This is a genomic window from Pseudomonas sp. fls2-241-TYG-175 (genome assembly GCF_030209155.1).
Taxonomy (GTDB): domain Bacteria; phylum Pseudomonadota; class Gammaproteobacteria; order Pseudomonadales; family Pseudomonadaceae; genus Aquipseudomonas; species Aquipseudomonas viridiflava.
The window spans coordinates 272,171-290,232 of record NZ_JARVSO010000001.1; the positions used below are offsets into that span (position 1 = coordinate 272,171).

An 18,062-nucleotide genomic window follows, 5' to 3' on the forward strand; every position below is an offset into this window, starting at 1 on the left:
CCCCGCCCGGTCACTCATCTCACGCGATCAAGGCTCTGCACCGAAAGGTCCAGAGCCTTTTGCATATCGAGCCGCGCCGAGCGACCCACGTCCTTGTCATGCAGCTTGAATTCCCGCTCAGACGGCAGGATGGGTGCAGTCAGGTCGTCGGCGCCCACCGGTTCGAAGTCATAGTTGCTGCCGATGGTCATGGCACTGCGACGCAGCAGCATGCGGATCTGTTCGGGCGTGAGCCTGGGGTTGATCGACAGCATGGCAGCCACCATGCCCGTGACCATGGGCGTGGCGTAGGACGTGCCGCAGTGCACCGCACCCTGTTCGCCAGCCTTGGCCGTTGACGCGCGGGTGCAGGCGGACGCCATGATGTCGACGCGCATATCGACATTGGAGGATTCGCGCTTCTCGACATAGGCCGGGTCATCCACGGCCACGTCATCGCGTTCGGTGCGCTGATGCCCGCCGACCACCAGCAACTGATCGGTAATAAATGAGGAGGGCAGGCGGTATTCGTCGGTGCTCGAGAACGACGAGCCGTTGCCTGCCGAGTTCACCACCAGCACATCCGGGTGTTTCTCGCGCAGCCAGAGAAAGAACTCCTCCAGCAGTTCTTCATAGCCGGACATGGCGAGTCCTGAGCGGATCAGCGAATCGACATCATCCCCCTGGATATTCTTCGCTCCGATCCGGTGAATGCCCCAGCTCCAGTTCAACACCCTGACGCCGTCTTCGACCAGATTGACCGAGGCCGCCACGTTGGCGGTGATGCCTGCGTCGGAGTTGCGCTCCACGATGACGTCGAAGCCCTGGCTCGCGCCGTCCAGCGATTTGAGAAAGCCGGTGTTGCCACCCTCGGCGGTATTGGCCGCCAGAATGCCGGTCACTGTAGTCCCATGCCCGTCAGGCTTGCGAGCGTCTCGGGCAAACACGCAGGTGCGTGGTGCGCCGCTGTGGCAGTCGCCTCGGTAATCGGCAAAGTCCGGCGTGTCGAAATCCACGTTGCGCTCGATGATGCCGACGCGAATCGGTACAGGCTTGATGGGCGATACCTTGCCCGGAATCCGGCGCTGGTAGTAATTCACGGCGTCCATGAAGCGGTTGGCCGTCCATTGTTCGCGCGTCGGTTTTTCCTGCTTGTCGTCCGAAGGCGGTGCTTCACCTTCTGCGGCCTCGGCCTGGGACTCTTCTATGACGACGGCGTCGACACTGACCTCGCTGCCCATGCGCAGCACCATGGCGTCGCGCTCCACCAGATTCTTTGTCGGCAGGCGCAGTTGCCAGGTGTTGAGCGGTGCAATCGAGCCGACGACAGTTGCGCCAAACTTCTGTGCAATTCTCTGCGCTTCTTCATGGCCGTCGAACCGTTCTTCGATGATCAGGCTGATCAGGTTTACATAGGTGGTCAGCCCATCCATGTTTTTCGCGACTTCATCCGGCGTAGCGGCCAGTACGTGACTGCCTGCCATGCTCAGCCAGACCGCATTGCTGCTGTTGCCGTCCTGCTGCAGCCACAGCGGGCCGCTCTGCCAGTCGGCGTATTTCAACTGCACCCGCAGGCGATCGCCGTCACGCTGGATGGCTGCGTCTGGAAGGGTTTTGCCGCTCAGCTTGATTTCTATCGGGGCTGAGCCCATGCCTTCTGCACTGAGGCAGAACGTCTGCTGTTGGCGGTCGAGCAGGTCGTCACTGCGTTGCAGGCGCTCGATGCGCAGTGTGTCGTTGGCGGACGCGAGTGATGAGCAGGTCAGGGTGGCAGCGACAAGCAGGGTACGGCTGAACATGCGGATGTCCTGGGCAGGGCGTGAAGTAGCCTTCTGACTGCCGGGCGTCGTACATGGTTCAGGGCTGCCAGGAGCCATCTGTGTTGCCGTGCCCGCGCGGAATGCCTGGGCACGGCAATGCTGTCAGTTCAGCGGGCAGTTGATCACTTGCGCGAAATTGTTGGCGAAAGCGGTTTGTGACACGCCAGTCACGAACGAGACGGGCCTTGAGCCGTCTTTCTTGACGACAACCTGTCCGCAGTGGTTGTCGTGTTCGGAACTGATGGTGTTGACCTCTAGGTACTCGGCATTGGTTTTGGTGGCGCTAATACCACCCGCCATCAGTAGCGTCGCCAACGGGTCGAAAATAGGGACTGGCAGGTTGCCTTCGGCATGAGTGCCGGACTTGACCTCAAGCACCTTGCGCACCAGGGTCGCCACAGGATCGGTCGCGGTGATCCGCGTCGAGTAGGTCGGGTCGAGTATCACCTGATTGCACGCGTCCAGCGGCACCAGCGTCAGGGGCAGCGTCGAGCCGAATACGCTGTCGGCCGCCACGGCATCCACAAATACATTCCACTCTGCATAATAGTTGCTGCTATAAGCAGGCCCCTGATCCCAGGCAGGCTGTGCGTTGTTCAAACCGGCGACGTTACCGTCGACATAAACGGCACCCGCCATTGCATAAATGTTGTCGAGGTTGGCAAAGTCGCTCGGGTGTGTGCTCAAAGACAACATCTTTGCAATGTTGGTAAAACCGCCCAGCGAAAGAAGGGTGATGGGGACAGTGCTGTTGTTGATTGTTTCAAACAGAAACGTCCAGGCGGGCGTATCCGAGAGCGCAGGAAGTTGTGCAGGGTTCAATGTCCCCAAAAGCCCCATGACATCGTTCATGTCGTTCTTGAAGTCCTGGGGGAAGCGGTAGTCATGCTCCAGTGGTGTATCCGTGCCACGGGCAACGACGGTATCAAGCCGGTTGCCGATCCCCAGCAAATGCCGGGCGATGATCACGCCCCAGCCCAGATCCGTTTCGCCACAGCCGGTGACCGTAATGCCGACGATGTCGATATCCGGGCGTTTCATCAGATACGCAATGGACAGCACATCGTCCCAGCCCATATCCGTGTCGATAATAACTTTCCTGTTCATCTTACTTCTCCGTGTATTCGTAAAGGGCCGGGCGTGGCACTTAGTGACTGAAAACAAGCGCGCTTGCTAAAAAGCGTGTGTGGTGAGTTCTTTTCTACGTTTTGGTTCAATTCGCGGGGATTTTAAATCGCCCTGATATATACAACAGCTACCGGTCTGCGTCGAGTCGGCGCAGACCGGTAAAGTTGGAAACTATTCAACTGGAAATCCGCTTGAAAGTCGTATTTTGTGTTAAAGAAAGAGTTCGCCTGGCCGAGAGCATGACAAGCGAGCCGCACGTTGCCCGGCCCGCATGAAATACAGCAAGCCACGTGCGCTTTGACTGTGGTAACAGAGAAGCCTTGCGATGCTGAAAAACCTGTTGGGTACGCTGCGTACCCTGATATCAGTGCCCACCGATCAACCCCGGCTGCTTCAGGCGCAATACATAGCGTTGTCCCGTCAACTGCCGTTGATGTACTTCGTGTTGCTGGTCAACACTTGGGCGCTCGCGTTCACGCATCGGTCCGCGCCGATGTGGCTGACCCTGCTGGTACCGGGATTGCTGACACTGGTGTGCGGCATTCGCGCCCGTATGTGGTTGCGCACGGTCAATCGGCTGCCATCCGAAGCGATGATCCTCGCCACCTTGCGCAGCACCAATGGCCTGGCGGGAATCATTGCCGCTGCATTTGCGGGTTGGTCGCTGGCGCTGTACCCCTATGGCGGCGCCTACGCTCAGGCCCATGTGGCCTTTTTCATGGGCATCACAGTGATTGTGTGCATCTTCTGCATGATGCACCTGCAGCCTGCCGCGCTGACGACGGCGGTGATTGTGAACGCGGCCTTCGTGGTGTTCTTCGCCTCGACCCATAACACGATCTTCATCGCCACGGCAGTAAACATCGTGCTGGTGTCGATCGGCATGCTGATCATTCTTCGTTATCAATACCGCGACTTCACTCGCCTGGTGACGGTACAGGTGCAGACCGAGCGACTGAGTAATGAAAACCTGCTGCTGGCCAACCAGGACAGCCTGACTGGATTACCCAACCGGCGTCAGTTTTTCCAGACCCTGGATCTGGCCATGACCGAGGCGCTGGAGAAGGGCGCGGGGCTTGCAGTCGGCATACTGGATCTGGATGGTTTCAAACCGGTCAATGACCTTTACGGTCATCGTACGGGCGACCAATTGCTGGTCATGGTCGCTGATCGCCTGAGGCAGGTGGCGAGCGATACGGTGCACGTGTCGCGGCTGGGTGGCGATGAATTCGCCCTGGTCATCAAAGGCGACATCAGTCGAGAAGCCTTGCTGGCCTTGGGCAAACGCCTGTGCGATCAGATGCATGAGCAGTTCGAACTGTTGGAAATGCCGATCCAGATCGGCGCCACCTTTGGCATTGCGACCTACCCGACGACGGCCGACAACGCCACCCAGTTGTTCGAATACGCGGACTACGCGCTCTATCAGGGAAAGCATCACAATCCCGGTTCGACCTGCCTGTTTTCTGCCAGTCATCGTCAACAGCTGCACGCCGATGGTGTCACTGAGCAGGCGCTGCGCCGGGCTAGCCTTGAGACCGAGTTCTACGTGCTGTTCCAGCCCATCATGAACAGCCGGAGCCGGGAAACGGTTGCATTCGAAGCGCTTGCCCGCTGGAACAGTCCAGAACTGGGCGCGGTGTCGCCTGCGCGCTTCATTCCCATCGCCGAGCGCATCGGCATGATCAACAAACTGACTGCGCCATTGCTGACACATGCCCTGCAGAAGGCGCTGTCATGGCCTGCGCCCATCAGATTGTCGTTCAACCTGTCGGCGCATGATTTTGCCACGTGCGAGAGCGTCAATCTGATCGTGGAGATCATCGAAAACAGCGGTTTTGAACCATCGCGACTGGATCTTGAAATCACCGAGACGGCCGTCATGAAAGACATCGCCCAAGTGCAACAGGCGGTCAACCAGTTCCGGCAACTGGGATGCGGGATTTCGCTGGACGACTTCGGTACGGGGTATTCGAGCCTGAGCCAGTTGCACGCACTGGCGCTGACCAAACTCAAGATCGACCGAAGCTTCGTAACAGGCGTTCACGACAATCCGGCCAGCTACAAGATCGTCAAGTCGCTGGTGGCCTTGAGCATGGACATGTCGCTCGGTTGCGTGATTGAGGGCGTAGAGACGCAGGAAGAACTCAGCGCTCTTGAAACCCTGGGCTGCACGCTGGTTCAGGGCTACTTCTACAGCCCGCCGATCAGCTTTGAAGAAACGCTGAAGTGGCTCGACACGCCGAATGACGAACGCGGCTTCGGGTGACTGTGCCTTAAGCAGCGCGGGGAGCTTGATGAGCGCTCGGCGTGGGGCCTGTTATGATGCATGCCTCCATTCCCCGGAACCCCGTTCATGAGCAAACCCGGCCAGACCGTTCTTGTATCACTGCGCAAGATGATCGCATCAGGCGAGCTGGCGGCCGGAGAGCGTTTGATGGAAGTGCCCACCGCCGAGCGATTCGGTGTGTCGCGTATGCCGGTGCGCATGGCCTTTCGCACGCTGGAGCAGGAAGGGCTGCTGGTGCCTTTCGGGGGGCGCGGTTTTCAGGTGCGTTCGATCAGCCCGCATGAAATCGCCGGAGCGGTTGAAGTTCGCGGCGTGCTTGAAGGTCTGGCCGCGCGGCAGATGGCTGAAATCGGCGTCAGTCAGGAGGCCCGGGACGAACTGGAAACCTGCCTGGTGCAAGGCGATGCGCTGTTCGCCAAGGGCTTTGTCACCGAGGATGACCTTGAGGTCTATCACGACCTGAACATGCGTCTGCACCGGGTGATCGTCGAAGGCAGTGGCAACCCGGCGATTGCCGATGCGCTGGCGCGTAATGATCACTTGCCGTTCGCCTCGGTCACCGCGCTTGCCGTGGATCGCAATGACCTGGTGCGTGAGTTCCGGCGCTTCAACTTCGCGCACATGCAGCACCACGCAGTGGTGGATGCGTTAATCAATGGCCAGAGTGCACGTGCCGAAGCGATCATGCGTGAGCACGCCAACGCGACCTTGCGTTATGCCGAGGTATTCGGCGCTGGCGTTCATGAGCGCATGAAGGTGATCCAGCGCTCCGAATAGTTAGATGTCGAGTACCAGCAGCGGTGTTTTCGAGCGAGAGCAGCACGGGGTGAACTGATCATTGAGCGCCTGTTCGGCCTCGGTCAGAAACAGGTCCCGATGATCGGGAATGCCTTTGAGCACTCGAGTCAGACAGGTGCCGCACACACCCTGTTCGCAGGACAGGGGAATGTCGATGCCATTGCTTTCCAGCACCTGAGCGACGGTCTTGTTGGCCGGCACGCTGAGCACTTGGCCGGTGCTGACGATTTCCACCGAGAAGCTGCCGTCGTTGCTGGTGTCCACGGGCGCTGCGCTGAAGTATTCGCGATGCAGCTGATGCTCCGGCCAGCCCTGGGCGTGAGCCGTGTCGAGAATATGCTGCATGAATCCGCTGGGGCCGCAGACGTACACCTGCGCATCGGCATCGGGGTCGGCCAGCACTGTCAGCGCGTCCAGCCGGGTTTCCGGGCGATCATCGAAGTGCAGGCTGACCTTTTCGGCGAATGCGGACTGTTTCAGGCGTTCCACGAATGCTGCGCGGTCTACCGAGCGGGCGCAGTAGTGCAATTCAAAGGGCTGGTCGTTTTGCGCCAGATGCTCGGCCATACACAGGATGGGCGTGATCCCAATACCACCCCCGAACAGCAGGGTACGGCTTGCTCGCTCGGCGAGCGGAAACAGGTTTCGCGGTTCGCTGATGCTCAGGTGAGTGCCCGGATGAATCTGCTGGTGCAGGGCGCGCGAGCCGCCCCGTGAAGCCGGATCGTTGAGCACGCCAATCAGGTAGCGATGGCGCTCTGTGGGCGGGTTGCATAAAGAGTACTGGCGAATCAGGCCGTCCGGCAGGTGCACGTCGATGTGCGAACCGGCAGTGAAGGGCGGCAGCAGTCCGCCGTCGGTTCGCACCAGTTCATAGCTGCAGATGTCCAGCGCTTCGTCCGTGCGCGATAACACAGTCACGTCGATCATGTCGCACCTCGGGTTCAATTCAGGTTAGCCGCAGGAATCTGGTCGCCGCTGGCGGCCTGTTCGCTGGCGATCAGTCGCTCGATAATCTTGCGGGACTGCACGCCGCCCGCATCGATGTTGAGCTTGAGCAGCTTGCGGTGCGGATGCTGGAGCAGGTTCTGTTGCTGGCGCTCGAGCATTTCCAGATCCTCGGTGAAGATCTTGCCCTGGCCTTCGCGAATGCTTGCCGTCAGGGCTTCGTCCTGCGGATTGAAGTTGCGCGCCATGCCCCAGAAGTACCAGATGGACGTGTCGGTTTCCGGGGTGATGAAGTCTACGACGATGCTTGAGGCCTTGAATTCGCGAGGGGCGTTGTAGCCACCTTTTCCGGCATGGGCGACACCCACCTCAATATGAACGTGGCTGGGCGGTGTGAAACGGCAGATCTGCCAGCGGTCCACCGGCACGTCGTCGGCCAGGTTGTTGCCACGCAGCGCCATCTGCCAGAACGGCGGCGGCATGATGTTTTCCATGTGCCGGGCCGTTACAACTTCTTCGCCTTCGACGGTGGTCACCGGCGGCGCCTCGTCGATTTCCTTCTGGCCGATGCTGGAGGCATGGACGTAGGTTTCGTGAGTGAGGTCCATCAGGTTGTCGATCATCAGGCGGTAATCGCACTGAATGTGAAACAGCCCTCCGCCATACGCCCATTGATCACTCACAGCCCACTCCAGATGAGGAATCAGGGCGGCATCGGCCTTGTCCCGCTCCCCCGGCCAGACCCAGATGAATCCGTAACGCTCGATGGCGGCAAAGGTCTTGTTGCAGGGAAAGCCCCTGACACGCTGACCGGGCATGGCGACCGTCTGGCCATCGCCACCCATCACCAGACCGTGGTAACCGCAGACCAGTTGCCCGTTCTCGACGAATCCCAGAGAGAGCGGGGCACCGCGATGCGGACAGAAGTCCTCGAGGGCCACGATCTGCTGATCCTGATCGCGGTAGAACACCATCTTCTCATTGCAGATTTGCCTGCCGAGCGGCTTGTCAGTGACTTCATCCGCTGCACAGGCCACGTACCACGTATTTTTCGGATGCATGAGGGTTCTCCACGGTTCGGTTTTGTTGTTATGGATCCATCAGGTTCAGCCAGAAATGTGGCTTGAGCTATTAATGCCACAAGGAGAGGGAAAATAAAATGATTAAATTTGTTAACTATTATTTAGTGGATCCATTAGGGTTTGCGAATGACATGGAAAAGAGCCCTTCCAGAGGGCTATGTGATCTGGCCCGGGCATAAAAGTTGTGTGATCAGACCCAATGGGACGCGGAGCGTCCCGGGCTGCATGTCCACGCGGAGCGTGGGCACGATCGGTGTCGAGCAGACTTATGGTGATCGTTCACCCAGGACGCTCCGCGTCCGCTCTCGAGTGCGACGCGGTGCGTGGGTGTGATCAGTGCGCTTGAGATCACCCTGATCGTTCCCACGCTCCAGCGTGGTAACGCCTCTCAGGACGCTCCGCGTCCGCTCTCGAGTGCGACGCGGTGCGTGGATCTGATCAGTGCGCTTGAGATCCCCCTGATCGTTACCATGCTCCAGCGTGGTAACGCCGCCCAGGGCGCTCCGCGTCCGCTCTCGAATGCGACGCAGCGTGTGGATAAGATCAGTGGATATGAATCAGGGCTGCAAGGCATCGCGCAGCAGGGGCGCGAGTTCGTCCAGCAGGGTCTGGACGGAACGCAAGGCGCGGCAGTCGGGGCGGGTCAGGAGCCAGAGGTCGGTGCTGCAGCCCTCCAGTGGCGCGCTCAGTTTCTCGACGCCTGAAAGTCCGCGAGCGGTGAAGTCTGTCAGCGCCGCGACACCGAGCCCGGCAACGACCAACTGCGACACAGCGGACATGCTGCTGCAGCGATAACGTGGCACGACGTCCGGAAAAGCCTGGTTGCGCCAGATCACTGAGGTGTGGTCTGGCATCGAGTCGTCAGGGCTTATCCATGGCACAGACGATGGCGCTGTTTGCAGTGCATCACGAAAGCCGGGCACTCCGCAGATCACATATTCGGCCGTACCGATTCGTCGACCCACCAAGTGTTCCGGTGGGGTATTGGTCAGGCGCAACGCGATATCAGCGTCCCGACGGCTGAGGTTGGCGAAGGAATTGGAGGTTGCCAGTTCCAGTGTGAGCGCCGGGTAGCTGGGCATGAAGCGGGCGAGGGCGGGCAGCAGCAGGTTGTGCAGCACAGCGTCGGTGCAGGTCAGGCGCACGGTGCCGCTCACCACGTTCTCGCCTTGCTGCAAGGCGATACGCGCTGCGTTCAACGCAAGCTCCGCGCGTTCTGCCTGCTCGGCCATGGCACTGGCGGTATCGGTGGGGATGTAACCGCGTCGGTTCTTTTCGAACAGGGCGATGCCCAGCGCAGCCTCAAGGCGTTTGATTGAACGGAATGCCGTGGAAATATCGACGTTCAACAGCTCTGCGGCGCGTGCGAGGGTGCGGCCTCTGATCAGCGCAAGCACCAGAGAAAGATCCGAATGGCTGACTTCATATTGCATTGCTGCACAGTTTCCTTGCCTGATTGCCCATGTAGATTGCGTAGCTGACTATCCTAGACTGGTTTCAATTGCACTGGATAGCGGCTTATTCATCTCAAACCCAGTGCGCAACCTTTCAAATCAGGACCTGAATCATGTCTCGACTCCCCTTGATCGGCGTCACCGCTTGTCGTCAGCAACTGGGCAAATACTCTTCGCACACGGCCGGCGACAAATATGTCGAAGCGGCGGGTTTTGCAGGCATCCCAGTGATCCTGCCAGCACTCAACGTACCGACCGAGCCAGCGCAGATACTCGAGCACCTGGACGGCCTGCTGTTCACCGGATCACCTTCCAATGTGGAGCCCCATCATTACAACGGCACGCCAAGTATCGAAGGCACTGCCCACGATGTGTTCCGTGATCGCAACACGCTGCCGCTGCTCCGGGCCGCCATCGCCCAGGGCGTTCCGGTGCTGTGCATCTGCCGTGGGTTTCAGGAACTGAACGTCGCGTTGGGCGGCAGCCTGCATCAACGCGTTCAGGATCTACCGGGCTATCTGGATCATCGCGAGCCGCAGAGCGACGTGGTGGCCGAGCAATACGTGCCGCAACATGATGTCTCGGTGCAGCCGGGTGGCATCCTCGAGTCTCTGGGACTTGCTCCCGGCTTTGCAGTCAACAGCCTGCACAGTCAGGGTATTGATCGCCTGGCGTCCGACTTGCGCACTGAAGCGCTTGCGCCCGACGGGTTGGTGGAAGCCGTTTCGCTGCCCGGCGCACCGGGTTTTGTGCTGGGCGTACAGTGGCATCCCGAATGGGCGCTGATGGAGAATCCGGTGTCACTGAAAATGTTCGAAGCGTTTCGCGATGCATGTCAGGTTTATGCCCGCGCACGGTCAGCGATCAACTACTGAGCCTTGCCGACAAACATGATTTAATATCCGGCCTCATGGCTCCAGGCGCACCGCCGCGTCGGAGCCGGGTTTCTTCACCGGATATTTTTCGCATAAGGCCATTATGGATACGGGAGCACGACTCAAGCTGGTGCGTGAAAGCTACAAGCTGTCGCAACGCGAACTCGCCAGACGCAGTGGTGTGACCAATGCCACGATTTCCCTGATCGAACAGAACCGCGTGAGCCCCTCCATCAGTTCGCTCAAGAAGCTGCTGGAAGGCATTCCGATGTCGCTGGCCGATTTCTTCACGTTCGACCAGCCGCCGGGGCAGGACCAATACGTGTTTCGAGGCGGCGATCAGCCCGATCTGGGCCGCAACGGCGTGCGCCTGTTGCTGGTAGGCGCGACACTGCCGACCCGTCAGATGCGCTTTCTGCGCGAGCAGTACGCACCGGGAGCCGATTCGGGTGAAGAGCCTATCGTGCACAGCGAAGGCGAGGAGTGCGGTATGGTCACCCGCGGTACGGTCGAGCTGACCATCAATGGCCAGATCAATATTCTTGGTCCCGGCGATGGCTACTACTTTCCGACAACCTTGCCGCATCGTTTCCGCAACATTGGCCAGGATGAGGCCGAAATCATCAGCGCCAACACCCCCGCCAACTTTTGATCATCCCCGCTGACTGCGTCTTAACGCAGACTCCAGGACACGCCCGCATAGACGCCCATACCGTCGCCGGGCGTCGAGCGCGCCACGTCACGCCCGCCATCGTCGTAGCCCGGCGTCACCGTGTTGGCATAGCGTCGATTGGTCAGATTGCGCAGGTCCAGCCAGGTTTGCCAGTCGTCCTTGGGCGAGGCGTAGCCGAAGGTCGCGCCCAGCAAGGTGTACTGATCGGCGTAGAAGGAATTCGCGTAATCGACGGCGACCTTCGAGGCATGTTCCGTATTCAATCCTGCGTAAAACCCGGTCGGATGGCTGTAACGCAATTCAGCCTGGTAATAATGCCGTGGAATGCCGGGGAGGGCGTTGTCGCCAAACCGGTCATCGTCCCGATAGTGAAAGTCGCTGAATGTGTACGCCTGACGCAGATCCAGCTTGCCAGCGGCACCGCCTTGCCACAGCGGGCTGTCGAGGCTCAGCTCGACGCCGGTGTGAACCGTCGGGCTAGCGTTGGATTCGGCAATCACCTGCGAAGAGGTCGCGCTGGCGGCCTGTGTTTCGACGCTCAATAGCTCGTGCCTGACCTGCGAGTAATACCACCCCACTTCCCAGTCACCCATCCATCCCCGGCCGCGCCCTCCGAGTTCCAGAGTAGTCGCGGTCTGGTTTTCAAGTTTCACGCCCACTCGTTGCAGACCTGTCGCCGGGCCGCTTCCAGCGGGAAAGAACTGGTTCGAGCCCCAGATCATCGACCACGCATGAGGCGGTTCGACCGAGCGGCTCAGATTGCCGTAGACCTGCAATTGCGGTGTGAAGTCATAACGCAGGCCGAGACGTGACGCATAGTCCCAGTCGTGGGTGCTGACCGCTTGCTGGGTAGCGGGGTAGGTGACACTGGTTTCGCGGCGCGTGTAAATCGCAGCAACGCCTGTGGTCAGCCACAGGTCGGGAACCAACTCCAGGTCGTTGCTCAGTTGCAGAACGCTGTCCGAGCCCAGATAGCTGTAGTCACGGGTTCTGGTGCCTGGCGTATAAGTGGCGGTGTTGCCAGCAGGGATGCGCACGAATTCTGAAGCGCCATTGTTCGGCAAGCCCTTGGTGGTGCGCAGGCCCAGGGTCGTGTTGCTCTGGCGGCCGAACATGGTGTCCTGTCGAATGTAATTCAGCGTACCGCTGATGTCGGTGTAGGCGACCTTCAGGCGATTGGTGCCTTCGCGCAGGTCCATCGGATAGTCGTGATAGACCAGACCGGTTTCGATTCTGGAACTGTCATCCAGGTAGAGCGTGGTCTTGTTGCCCAGCCAGGTGCTGCCCGGCTGCAGGCGCTTGGAATCACGTGCTGCGTTGAGCGTGTTGGCGGCACGCGGATCGTGACGAATCTGATCGCGTGTCAGCCGACCCGGCGAGTCGTTGTCGGTCTCCCGGTAACGAAAGAAGAAGCGGGTTTCCAGATCAGGGCTGAAACGATAGCCGACGTTCGCGGCGATGCCCTTGCTGCCGCCAGCGCTGTGATCCTGAAAACCGTCGTAGTTGGAATCGGTCAGGGCGACGTAGTAATCCAGATCGCCGAGCACATCGCCGGAGCTGACTTGCCTTTTGGTGTAACCGTGACTTCCGGCTTCATAGCGTACTTGCAGGCGCGGCGCATCGTAGCCGGTGTGGGTGACGTAGTTGACTGCGCCGCCGAGTGCCAGCGATCCCAGTTCAAAACCGTTCGCGCCACGACGCACTTCGACATGATTCAGCCACAATGGCTCCTTGAGCTCATACGGTGTGCCGCCGGGGCCGGTGAGTGGCAATCCGTCGAGCATTTCAAACAGCCCCGAGGCGTGCGCGCCGGGTGCCCGATTCAGCCCGGAACCACGAATGGAAATCTTCGCACCTTCGTTGTTGGCCGCCTTTGCGTAGATGCCTGCCTGATAGCGGAACACGTCTTCATTGGTGGCCACGCGCCCCTGATCAACTCGATTCAGGTCAACAACGTTGGTGCCGCCGGGCACGCTGCGCAAGGCGTCGCGAGCTGCTTCTGCTCGGCTTTCCACGGCGTTGCCATCCACTTCGATACTGGAGAGGTTCACGGTCTGTTCGGCGCGTACCTGAGTGGCGCAGGCAAGCGCCGTGGTCACACCAAGCAGTTTCAACGCAGCAGCGAGCGGGAAGGGTGGAGTGTGTTGCACGTAAAGAGGCCTCTTGGCTGGGGCCGCTACGCACTGCAGAAGGTGACGGCCATCGCAGAGCCGGTGGCCATGCGTGTTCTGGGGACAGAGGGTTCGATGCCGGATATCCCTGGCGCGTCACGTCTCAGGATGCATCCGCCACCGCTGGTCGGTGTTCGGGCAGATTCCGACAACTATCCAGGCTGGCCTGTTTCGAAAATGACAGGCGCTAAATCAGGCGCTTCTTTAAATCAGGAGAGCTTTATGACTGATAACACCTGTGCTTGTCCGCAATGCAACTGCGCGGTCGACAGCAACACCGTTGTTAAACGTGATAATCAGCAGTTTTGCTGCGAGGCCTGCGCGAACCACCATGTGAATCATGAGAAATGCCAGTCGCCGGGCTGTCATTGCGAGGAGGCGGCGGAAGACAAACTGGATGAGGCAATCGAGGAAACCTTTCCGGCCAGTGACCCGATATCGCCCTGATACCGCTTTGTGCCAACACCATTTCAAGGGACAGAATCGTGACTTTCTCAACTACCTATCGCCGCCTGCGTCATCTGAAGCACTTGCAGGTGAGCAAACGTATTGCGCTGTTGGCGACGCTGACTGGATGAGGCAATCGAGGAAACCTTTCCGGCCAGTGACCCGATATCGCCCTGATACCGCTTTGTGCCAACACCATTTCAAGGGACAGAATCGTGACTTTCTCAACTACCTATCGCCGCCTGCGTCATCTGAAGCACTTGCAGGTGAGCAAACGTATTGCGCTGTTGGCGACGCTGACAGCGCTCTCTGCCTGCAACGGAACTGATACACGCCCGCCGGTCTCGCCGCCGGGCGCTGACAAGCAGGTCTCGACTGCGGTGCTTGAGACCGGCGCCGCCATGCTTCAATCACACCCGCCACTCGATGCGTTGAATACCTACCTGGATGGCTTTCATTTCTACAACGGCACGATCAAATCGCAGATGGAAGCGCACCATTACTGTTCGATTCTCAACGAAGAGGTCATTCAGTGTGTGATCTACGACGGCAACGTCAAGGATGCGCACTTGATGGGCGTCGAGTACATCATCAGCGCCAGGTTGTTCGAAGGTCTGCCGACTGAAGAAAAAGCCTATTGGCACAGTCATTCCCATGAGGTGACCTCGGGCCAGCTGGTTGCTCCCGGTATTCCAGAACCTGCCGAGCACGCGCTCATGGAAAAGCTGGTCAATACCTACGGCAAGACCTGGCATACGTGGCACACCGACAAGGACAAATCGCTGCCCTTGGGTGTGCCTCAGTTGATGATGGGCTTTACCCGGGACGGACAGGCCGACCCGCAGATGGTCAAGGCGCGTGACGAACGGATGGGGCTGGACAGCGTCGCCGAACGCGAGGCGCGCAAGGACATCAAGCCTCAGCCCGTGTTGCCGGGTGCAAACGCCTGGATGGACGGCAAGGTCATCCAGTTGCCCGATCCGAGCGGTACGGCGTCCTATCACCCAGCGCCGAGGCCACAGGATAAAGGCACCAACAGCCGGTCTCCCGCACCTTGAGTGTGGGCTACCCGCGTGAGTGCGGTTCGACAAAGGAGTGACTGCATGAACAGCTTGAATGAGGAGTTTGCGTACCGGGAGCTTTCACTGCTGGTGCCGCATGTCCTGTTCTTCGAAGACGACGGCGCCACGCCCAACAGCCGGTTTCCGGTGCTTGTTTATGAACTGGCGATTAACCCGGACATGGATGTGGCGACGGCTTTCGAGCGTTTGTTCGAAAGCAACGAATGGTCGCCACTCTGGCGGGACGGCGTATTCGACTACCACCATTACCACTCCACGGCCCATGAGGTGCTGGGCGTCGCCAGCGGGCACGCTACATTGCGGCTAGGTGGTGAGCATGGCAGCGATCACAGGGTCAAGGCCGGCGATGTGCTGGTTCTTCCAGCCGGAACCGGTCATTGTCGCATCAAGCAGAGTGAAGATTTTCTGGTCGTCGGTGCCTATCCGCGAGGCCAGGAATACTATGACATTCAACGTGTCGATCCTTCGGTGCATGATCAGGCGGTCGCTCGCATCGCCAAGGTGCCGACGCCGCTTACCGATCCGGTCACAGGGCAGGGCGGATCGCTGATCGATACGTGGATCGATGACGAGCACGACGGGGGCTGACCCCGTCGTGGTTGATGCAGCTGGCGGTCAGGGTTCGAAGACTGCCCGCAGGCAGTGATCGGTCTTTTCCTTGAACATCGCGTAGCCCTTCGGCGAATCCTCCAGACTCATGCGATGAGTCAACAGAAACGAAGGATCCAGCTCGCCATTGCGGATATGGTTAAACAGGGTCGGAGCATAGCGCTGGCCCGGCTGTTGGCCTGAGCGCAAGGTCAGTGCCTTGTTGACGATGGCACCCATTGGAAACTTGTCCAGCAGCCCGCCATAAACGCCGACCACCGACACCGTGCCGCCCTTGCGACAGGCGCGTATGGCCTGGCGCAGTACGGTGCCGCGTTCCGTGTGCAGGCGCAGCATTTGCTTGGCCTTGTCGTAGGCGTAATCGATTTCCGTGCCATGGGCTTCCATGCCAACGCAGTCGATACAGCGATCAGGGCCACGTCCCCCGGTCAATTCCAGCAGCGCTTCGTGCACATTGGTGGTTTCGTAGTTGATCACGGTTGCGCCGACCTTTTGTTGCGCCAGACGTAACCGGTCCGGATACCGGTCAATGGCGATCACCTGCTCGGCGCCCAGCAGAAACGCGCTGCGTATCGCCATCAGACCGACGCCACCGCAGCCCCAGACCGCGACGATATCGCCGGGCTCGATGTCGGCGTTATCCGCTGCGAAGTAGCCCGTGGGTGCAGCATCGGAAACGAACAGCGCCTGATCGTCGTTCACCCCGTCCGGCACCGTGAACAGGTTCACGTCGGCAAAAGGCACGCGAATGTAAGTGGCGTGGCTGCCTGCGTACCCACCGAAGGCATGGCTGTAGCCGATGATGCCGCAGCAGGGCTGGCCATAAGCAATGTCAGTGGTCGAGGGGTTGGGGTTCGAGTTGTCGCAGCACGAGAAGTCACTGCGTTTGCAGGGCTCACACTGCCCGCAACCGATAATTGAAATGGTGATGACCCTGTCGCCTTTCTTGACGGTTTTCACCGCCGAGCCGATCTCGACCACTTCACCGAGAAACTCGTGGCCGATGATATCGCCCGGTTTCATTGCCGGAACGTAACCGCCCAGCAGGTGCAGGTCCGAGCCGCAGACCGAGGACAGCGTTACACGAATGATCGCGTCACGGGGGTTGAGGATCGCAGGATCGGGGACCGTATCGACTTGCAGTTTGTTGGGGGCTTGCCAGGTCAGCGCGCGCATCAGGCATTCCCCCTTTCCAGCAGCGGTTGCGGACGCGGCAGGGCCGCTACCTCGGGCTGCTCATGCGCAGGCTCGGGGGTGTCGGTTGTCTGGCCGTGCAGGAACAGGAAGTCACGCACTTCGCTGGCCCGCATCTGGTTGGTGCTCACTTCGCCGGTCTCCAGATGCTGCTTGATATTGCTCAAAAGATTGAGCAGCGCTTTGTCGCTGAACGTGCTGATGGCCTTGGCCAGTGCATGACCCAGGCTTCCTGCGCCGGGCTCGCAGACGGCAACGACCTTCAGCTCGGTGCCGCGGTTGCCTGGTGCGGATTTGAGGTACGCCGAGATGTCGTGCTGCCATTTGCCTTCGGGCCGGGTACGCCAGTGAAGGCTGTCGTCGATGTTCGAAGGCTGTCGTTGCACGGTCCAGCTCAGCTTGCGACCCAGCGGGCCGCGCACGGTCCATCGACTGGTATCTGCGTCAACGGCTTCGATGCTGTCGACCCATGGAATCAGCGGACCAATGTTCTGCGGTTGCTCCAGAAAATCGCGTACTTCGCTGAGGGGCTTGCCGATGGTGACACTGCGGGAAACGGCTTCACTGGCCTTCCAGCCGTGAGCGTTCTGAAACTGATGTTCAAACGGGGTCGGGGCCAGGCTGCGCTTTATCGCGCAACGCCCGGTGGCGCCGCGAAACACGCAGTAAGCGCCAGCGGCCGCTCCCAGCAAGCCGACGACACCGCCGCGGTGCAGGGCGGTGAACAGCAGCAGGCTGCCGGCAGTGATGGACAGGGCGCGTTCGGTTGTTTTCAGCTCGGGGTGGTTGACGCGCCAGATGGTGGACCTGGCTGCAACCAGTGGTAGTTGATTCATGAGTCACTCCTCGTCGAATCAATGACAGCGGGATCGTCGAGCGGCAACTGCAGTGATACGCGCCCGACCACTGTCTGGTCTTTAGGGTATCGTTATCAGCGCTTTGCCTCGACGTTCGGCGATTCAGAGCGATTCAGGAACGCTCTGGTGATTTCAGGCAAGTGCTCGCGCAGCCAGTCCGCCATGGCGACTTCCTGCTTCAGGATCTGCTCGCAATCCTTGCGGATCTGAGGTTCGCCCGCCGCCTCTGCGGCCTCGATGAGTACGGTGTACGTCGCGATTTCAATGTTCTCGAACACATAACCGCTCATCGCGCCTTTAACGACTTCGTCAGACATCAACATACCGCCCAGTCCCTGACCGACTGCCATCAGCTTTCCGCCAATGTCCTTTATTGTCGAAGGGCTGCTGTCCAGACGCGTGAGGCATGCCTCGACTTTCTCCTGCTGGCCCCGCGTTTCCTCGATGTGCTGTTCAATCCTTTTTTTGAGTACCGGGTAGTGCTCCAGTCTTTCCGCCTGGGCCGTCAGCATTTTTTCCGCCTGTTGCTCCATGGCGTGTGCATCGCGCAGCCAATCGATAAGGTTGTCCTGTTTTGTCGTCGTGCTCATGGTGCGTACCTCTTCTGAGTGAGTGGTAAAAAGTAGAAAAATGCTGCGTTGAACCGGTTCCGAGG

Annotated in this window: 16 protein-coding genes; 7 read left to right on the forward strand and 9 right to left on the reverse strand. The window is 59.6% G+C overall.

The genetic code is table 11. From position 1 onward, the window contains the following. Positions 1-14 precede the first annotated feature (14 nt). Positions 15-1,778 carry a S8/S53 family peptidase gene (locus tag QRN20_RS01340; RefSeq protein WP_285359926.1) on the reverse strand — a complete coding sequence of 588 codons (1,764 nt, stop codon included), beginning with the start codon at positions 1,776-1,778 and terminating at the stop codon, positions 15-17. A 123-nt stretch (positions 1,779-1,901) separates the two neighbouring features. Further along, positions 1,902-2,906: a nucleoside hydrolase gene (locus QRN20_RS01345; protein ID WP_122606798.1), complete on the reverse strand. Its 1,005-nt coding sequence runs from the start codon at positions 2,904-2,906 to the stop codon at positions 1,902-1,904. A 346-nt stretch (positions 2,907-3,252) separates the two neighbouring features. On the opposite strand from QRN20_RS01345, the gene QRN20_RS01350 reads away from it, so the two are divergent. Then, positions 3,253-5,196, forward strand: a complete 1,944-nt coding sequence (locus QRN20_RS01350) for a putative bifunctional diguanylate cyclase/phosphodiesterase (RefSeq protein ID WP_122414659.1) — start codon at positions 3,253-3,255, stop codon at positions 5,194-5,196. Positions 5,197-5,283: 87 nt separating this feature from the next. Continuing rightward, a complete protein-coding gene (locus QRN20_RS01355; RefSeq protein WP_029242589.1) occupies positions 5,284-5,994 on the forward strand; it encodes a GntR family transcriptional regulator in 711 nt (236 codons plus the stop codon). On the opposite strand, the gene QRN20_RS01360 is transcribed toward QRN20_RS01355, so the two are convergent. From QRN20_RS01360 to QRN20_RS01370, 3 genes are all read right to left on the reverse strand, one after another. Beyond that, positions 5,995-6,945 carry a PDR/VanB family oxidoreductase gene (locus QRN20_RS01360; protein ID WP_058432945.1) on the reverse strand — a complete coding sequence of 317 codons (951 nt, stop codon included), beginning with the start codon at positions 6,943-6,945 and terminating at the stop codon, positions 5,995-5,997. It abuts the gene before it with no gap. 14 nt (positions 6,946-6,959) lie between these two features. Continuing rightward, positions 6,960-8,024 carry a Rieske 2Fe-2S domain-containing protein gene (locus QRN20_RS01365; RefSeq protein ID WP_058432944.1) on the reverse strand — a complete coding sequence of 355 codons (1,065 nt, stop codon included), beginning with the start codon at positions 8,022-8,024 and terminating at the stop codon, positions 6,960-6,962. Between the two features lie 578 nt (positions 8,025-8,602). Next, a complete protein-coding gene (locus QRN20_RS01370; protein WP_122606801.1) occupies positions 8,603-9,478 on the reverse strand; it encodes a LysR family transcriptional regulator in 876 nt (291 codons plus the stop codon). A gap of 134 nt (positions 9,479-9,612) precedes the next feature. On the opposite strand from QRN20_RS01370, the gene QRN20_RS01375 reads away from it, so the two are divergent. Both QRN20_RS01375 and QRN20_RS01380 read left to right on the forward strand, forming a co-directional pair. Next, positions 9,613-10,374 carry a gamma-glutamyl-gamma-aminobutyrate hydrolase family protein gene (locus QRN20_RS01375; protein ID WP_096766884.1) on the forward strand — a complete coding sequence of 254 codons (762 nt, stop codon included), beginning with the start codon at positions 9,613-9,615 and terminating at the stop codon, positions 10,372-10,374. A 103-nt stretch (positions 10,375-10,477) separates the two neighbouring features. Continuing rightward, on the forward strand, positions 10,478-11,026 hold the full coding sequence (locus QRN20_RS01380) for a cupin domain-containing protein (protein WP_029242594.1): 549 nt from the start codon (positions 10,478-10,480) through the stop codon (positions 11,024-11,026). Between the two features lie 20 nt (positions 11,027-11,046). On the opposite strand, the gene QRN20_RS01385 is transcribed toward QRN20_RS01380, so the two are convergent. Next, positions 11,047-13,197 carry a TonB-dependent receptor family protein gene (locus tag QRN20_RS01385; protein ID WP_502942008.1) on the reverse strand — a complete coding sequence of 717 codons (2,151 nt, stop codon included), beginning with the start codon at positions 13,195-13,197 and terminating at the stop codon, positions 11,047-11,049. Positions 13,198-13,440: 243 nt separating this feature from the next. Here QRN20_RS01385 and QRN20_RS01390 point away from each other — a divergent pair, with 243 nt between their 5' ends. The 3 genes from QRN20_RS01390 (at position 13,441) to QRN20_RS01400 (ending at position 15,335) form a co-directional block, all read left to right on the forward strand. Then, positions 13,441-13,665 (forward strand): metallothionein, encoded by a 225-nt coding sequence (locus QRN20_RS01390; RefSeq protein WP_122434661.1) that lies wholly within the window; start codon positions 13,441-13,443, stop codon positions 13,663-13,665. A 215-nt stretch (positions 13,666-13,880) separates the two neighbouring features. Next, the gene (locus QRN20_RS01395) at positions 13,881-14,723 is read left to right on the forward strand and encodes an OBAP family protein (protein ID WP_122434660.1); all 843 of its coding nucleotides are present in this window, start codon (positions 13,881-13,883) and stop codon (positions 14,721-14,723) included. A 45-nt stretch (positions 14,724-14,768) separates the two neighbouring features. Beyond that, on the forward strand, positions 14,769-15,335 hold the full coding sequence (locus QRN20_RS01400) for a cupin domain-containing protein (RefSeq protein WP_058432940.1): 567 nt from the start codon (positions 14,769-14,771) through the stop codon (positions 15,333-15,335). 27 nt (positions 15,336-15,362) lie between these two features. Here QRN20_RS01400 and QRN20_RS01405 read toward each other — a convergent pair whose 3' ends face one another. The 3 genes from QRN20_RS01405 to QRN20_RS01415 form a co-directional block, all read right to left on the reverse strand. Further along, on the reverse strand, positions 15,363-16,532 hold the full coding sequence (locus tag QRN20_RS01405) for a zinc-dependent alcohol dehydrogenase (protein ID WP_122574509.1): 1,170 nt from the start codon (positions 16,530-16,532) through the stop codon (positions 15,363-15,365). After that, positions 16,532-17,386 carry a YgaP-like transmembrane domain gene (locus QRN20_RS01410; RefSeq protein WP_285359927.1) on the reverse strand — a complete coding sequence of 285 codons (855 nt, stop codon included), beginning with the start codon at positions 17,384-17,386 and terminating at the stop codon, positions 16,532-16,534. Before QRN20_RS01410 ends, QRN20_RS01405 begins: the two co-directional genes overlap by 1 nt. A gap of 95 nt (positions 17,387-17,481) precedes the next feature. Then, entirely contained in the window at positions 17,482-17,997 is a 516-nt protein-coding gene (locus tag QRN20_RS01415) for a ferritin-like domain-containing protein (RefSeq protein WP_004882337.1), read from the reverse strand. Between the last annotated feature and the right edge of the window lie 65 nt (positions 17,998-18,062).

Excerpts from the sequence above, each read along its gene's own strand:
- QRN20_RS01380 (WP_029242594.1), top strand. The coding sequence starts at position 10,478 with ATGGATACGGGAGCACGACTCAAGCTGGTGCGTGAAAGCTACAAGCTG.
- QRN20_RS01405 (WP_122574509.1), bottom strand. The coding sequence starts at position 16,532 with ATGCGCGCGCTGACCTGGCAAGCCCCCAACAAACTGCAAGTCGATACG.
- QRN20_RS01410 (WP_285359927.1), bottom strand. The coding sequence starts at position 17,386 with ATGAATCAACTACCACTGGTTGCAGCCAGGTCCACCATCTGGCGCGTC.
- QRN20_RS01365 (WP_058432944.1), bottom strand. The coding sequence starts at position 8,024 with ATGCATCCGAAAAATACGTGGTACGTGGCCTGTGCAGCGGATGAAGTC.
- QRN20_RS01340 (WP_285359926.1), bottom strand. The coding sequence starts at position 1,778 with ATGTTCAGCCGTACCCTGCTTGTCGCTGCCACCCTGACCTGCTCATCA.
- QRN20_RS01415 (WP_004882337.1), bottom strand. The coding sequence starts at position 17,997 with ATGAGCACGACGACAAAACAGGACAACCTTATCGATTGGCTGCGCGAT.
- QRN20_RS01375 (WP_096766884.1), top strand. The coding sequence starts at position 9,613 with ATGTCTCGACTCCCCTTGATCGGCGTCACCGCTTGTCGTCAGCAACTG.
- QRN20_RS01400 (WP_058432940.1), top strand. The coding sequence starts at position 14,769 with ATGAACAGCTTGAATGAGGAGTTTGCGTACCGGGAGCTTTCACTGCTG.
- QRN20_RS01355 (WP_029242589.1), top strand. The coding sequence starts at position 5,284 with ATGAGCAAACCCGGCCAGACCGTTCTTGTATCACTGCGCAAGATGATC.
- QRN20_RS01360 (WP_058432945.1), bottom strand. The coding sequence starts at position 6,945 with ATGATCGACGTGACTGTGTTATCGCGCACGGACGAAGCGCTGGACATC.
- QRN20_RS01390 (WP_122434661.1), top strand. The coding sequence starts at position 13,441 with ATGACTGATAACACCTGTGCTTGTCCGCAATGCAACTGCGCGGTCGAC.
- QRN20_RS01370 (WP_122606801.1), bottom strand. The coding sequence starts at position 9,478 with ATGCAATATGAAGTCAGCCATTCGGATCTTTCTCTGGTGCTTGCGCTG.
- QRN20_RS01350 (WP_122414659.1), top strand. The coding sequence starts at position 3,253 with ATGCTGAAAAACCTGTTGGGTACGCTGCGTACCCTGATATCAGTGCCC.
- QRN20_RS01345 (WP_122606798.1), bottom strand. The coding sequence starts at position 2,906 with ATGAACAGGAAAGTTATTATCGACACGGATATGGGCTGGGACGATGTG.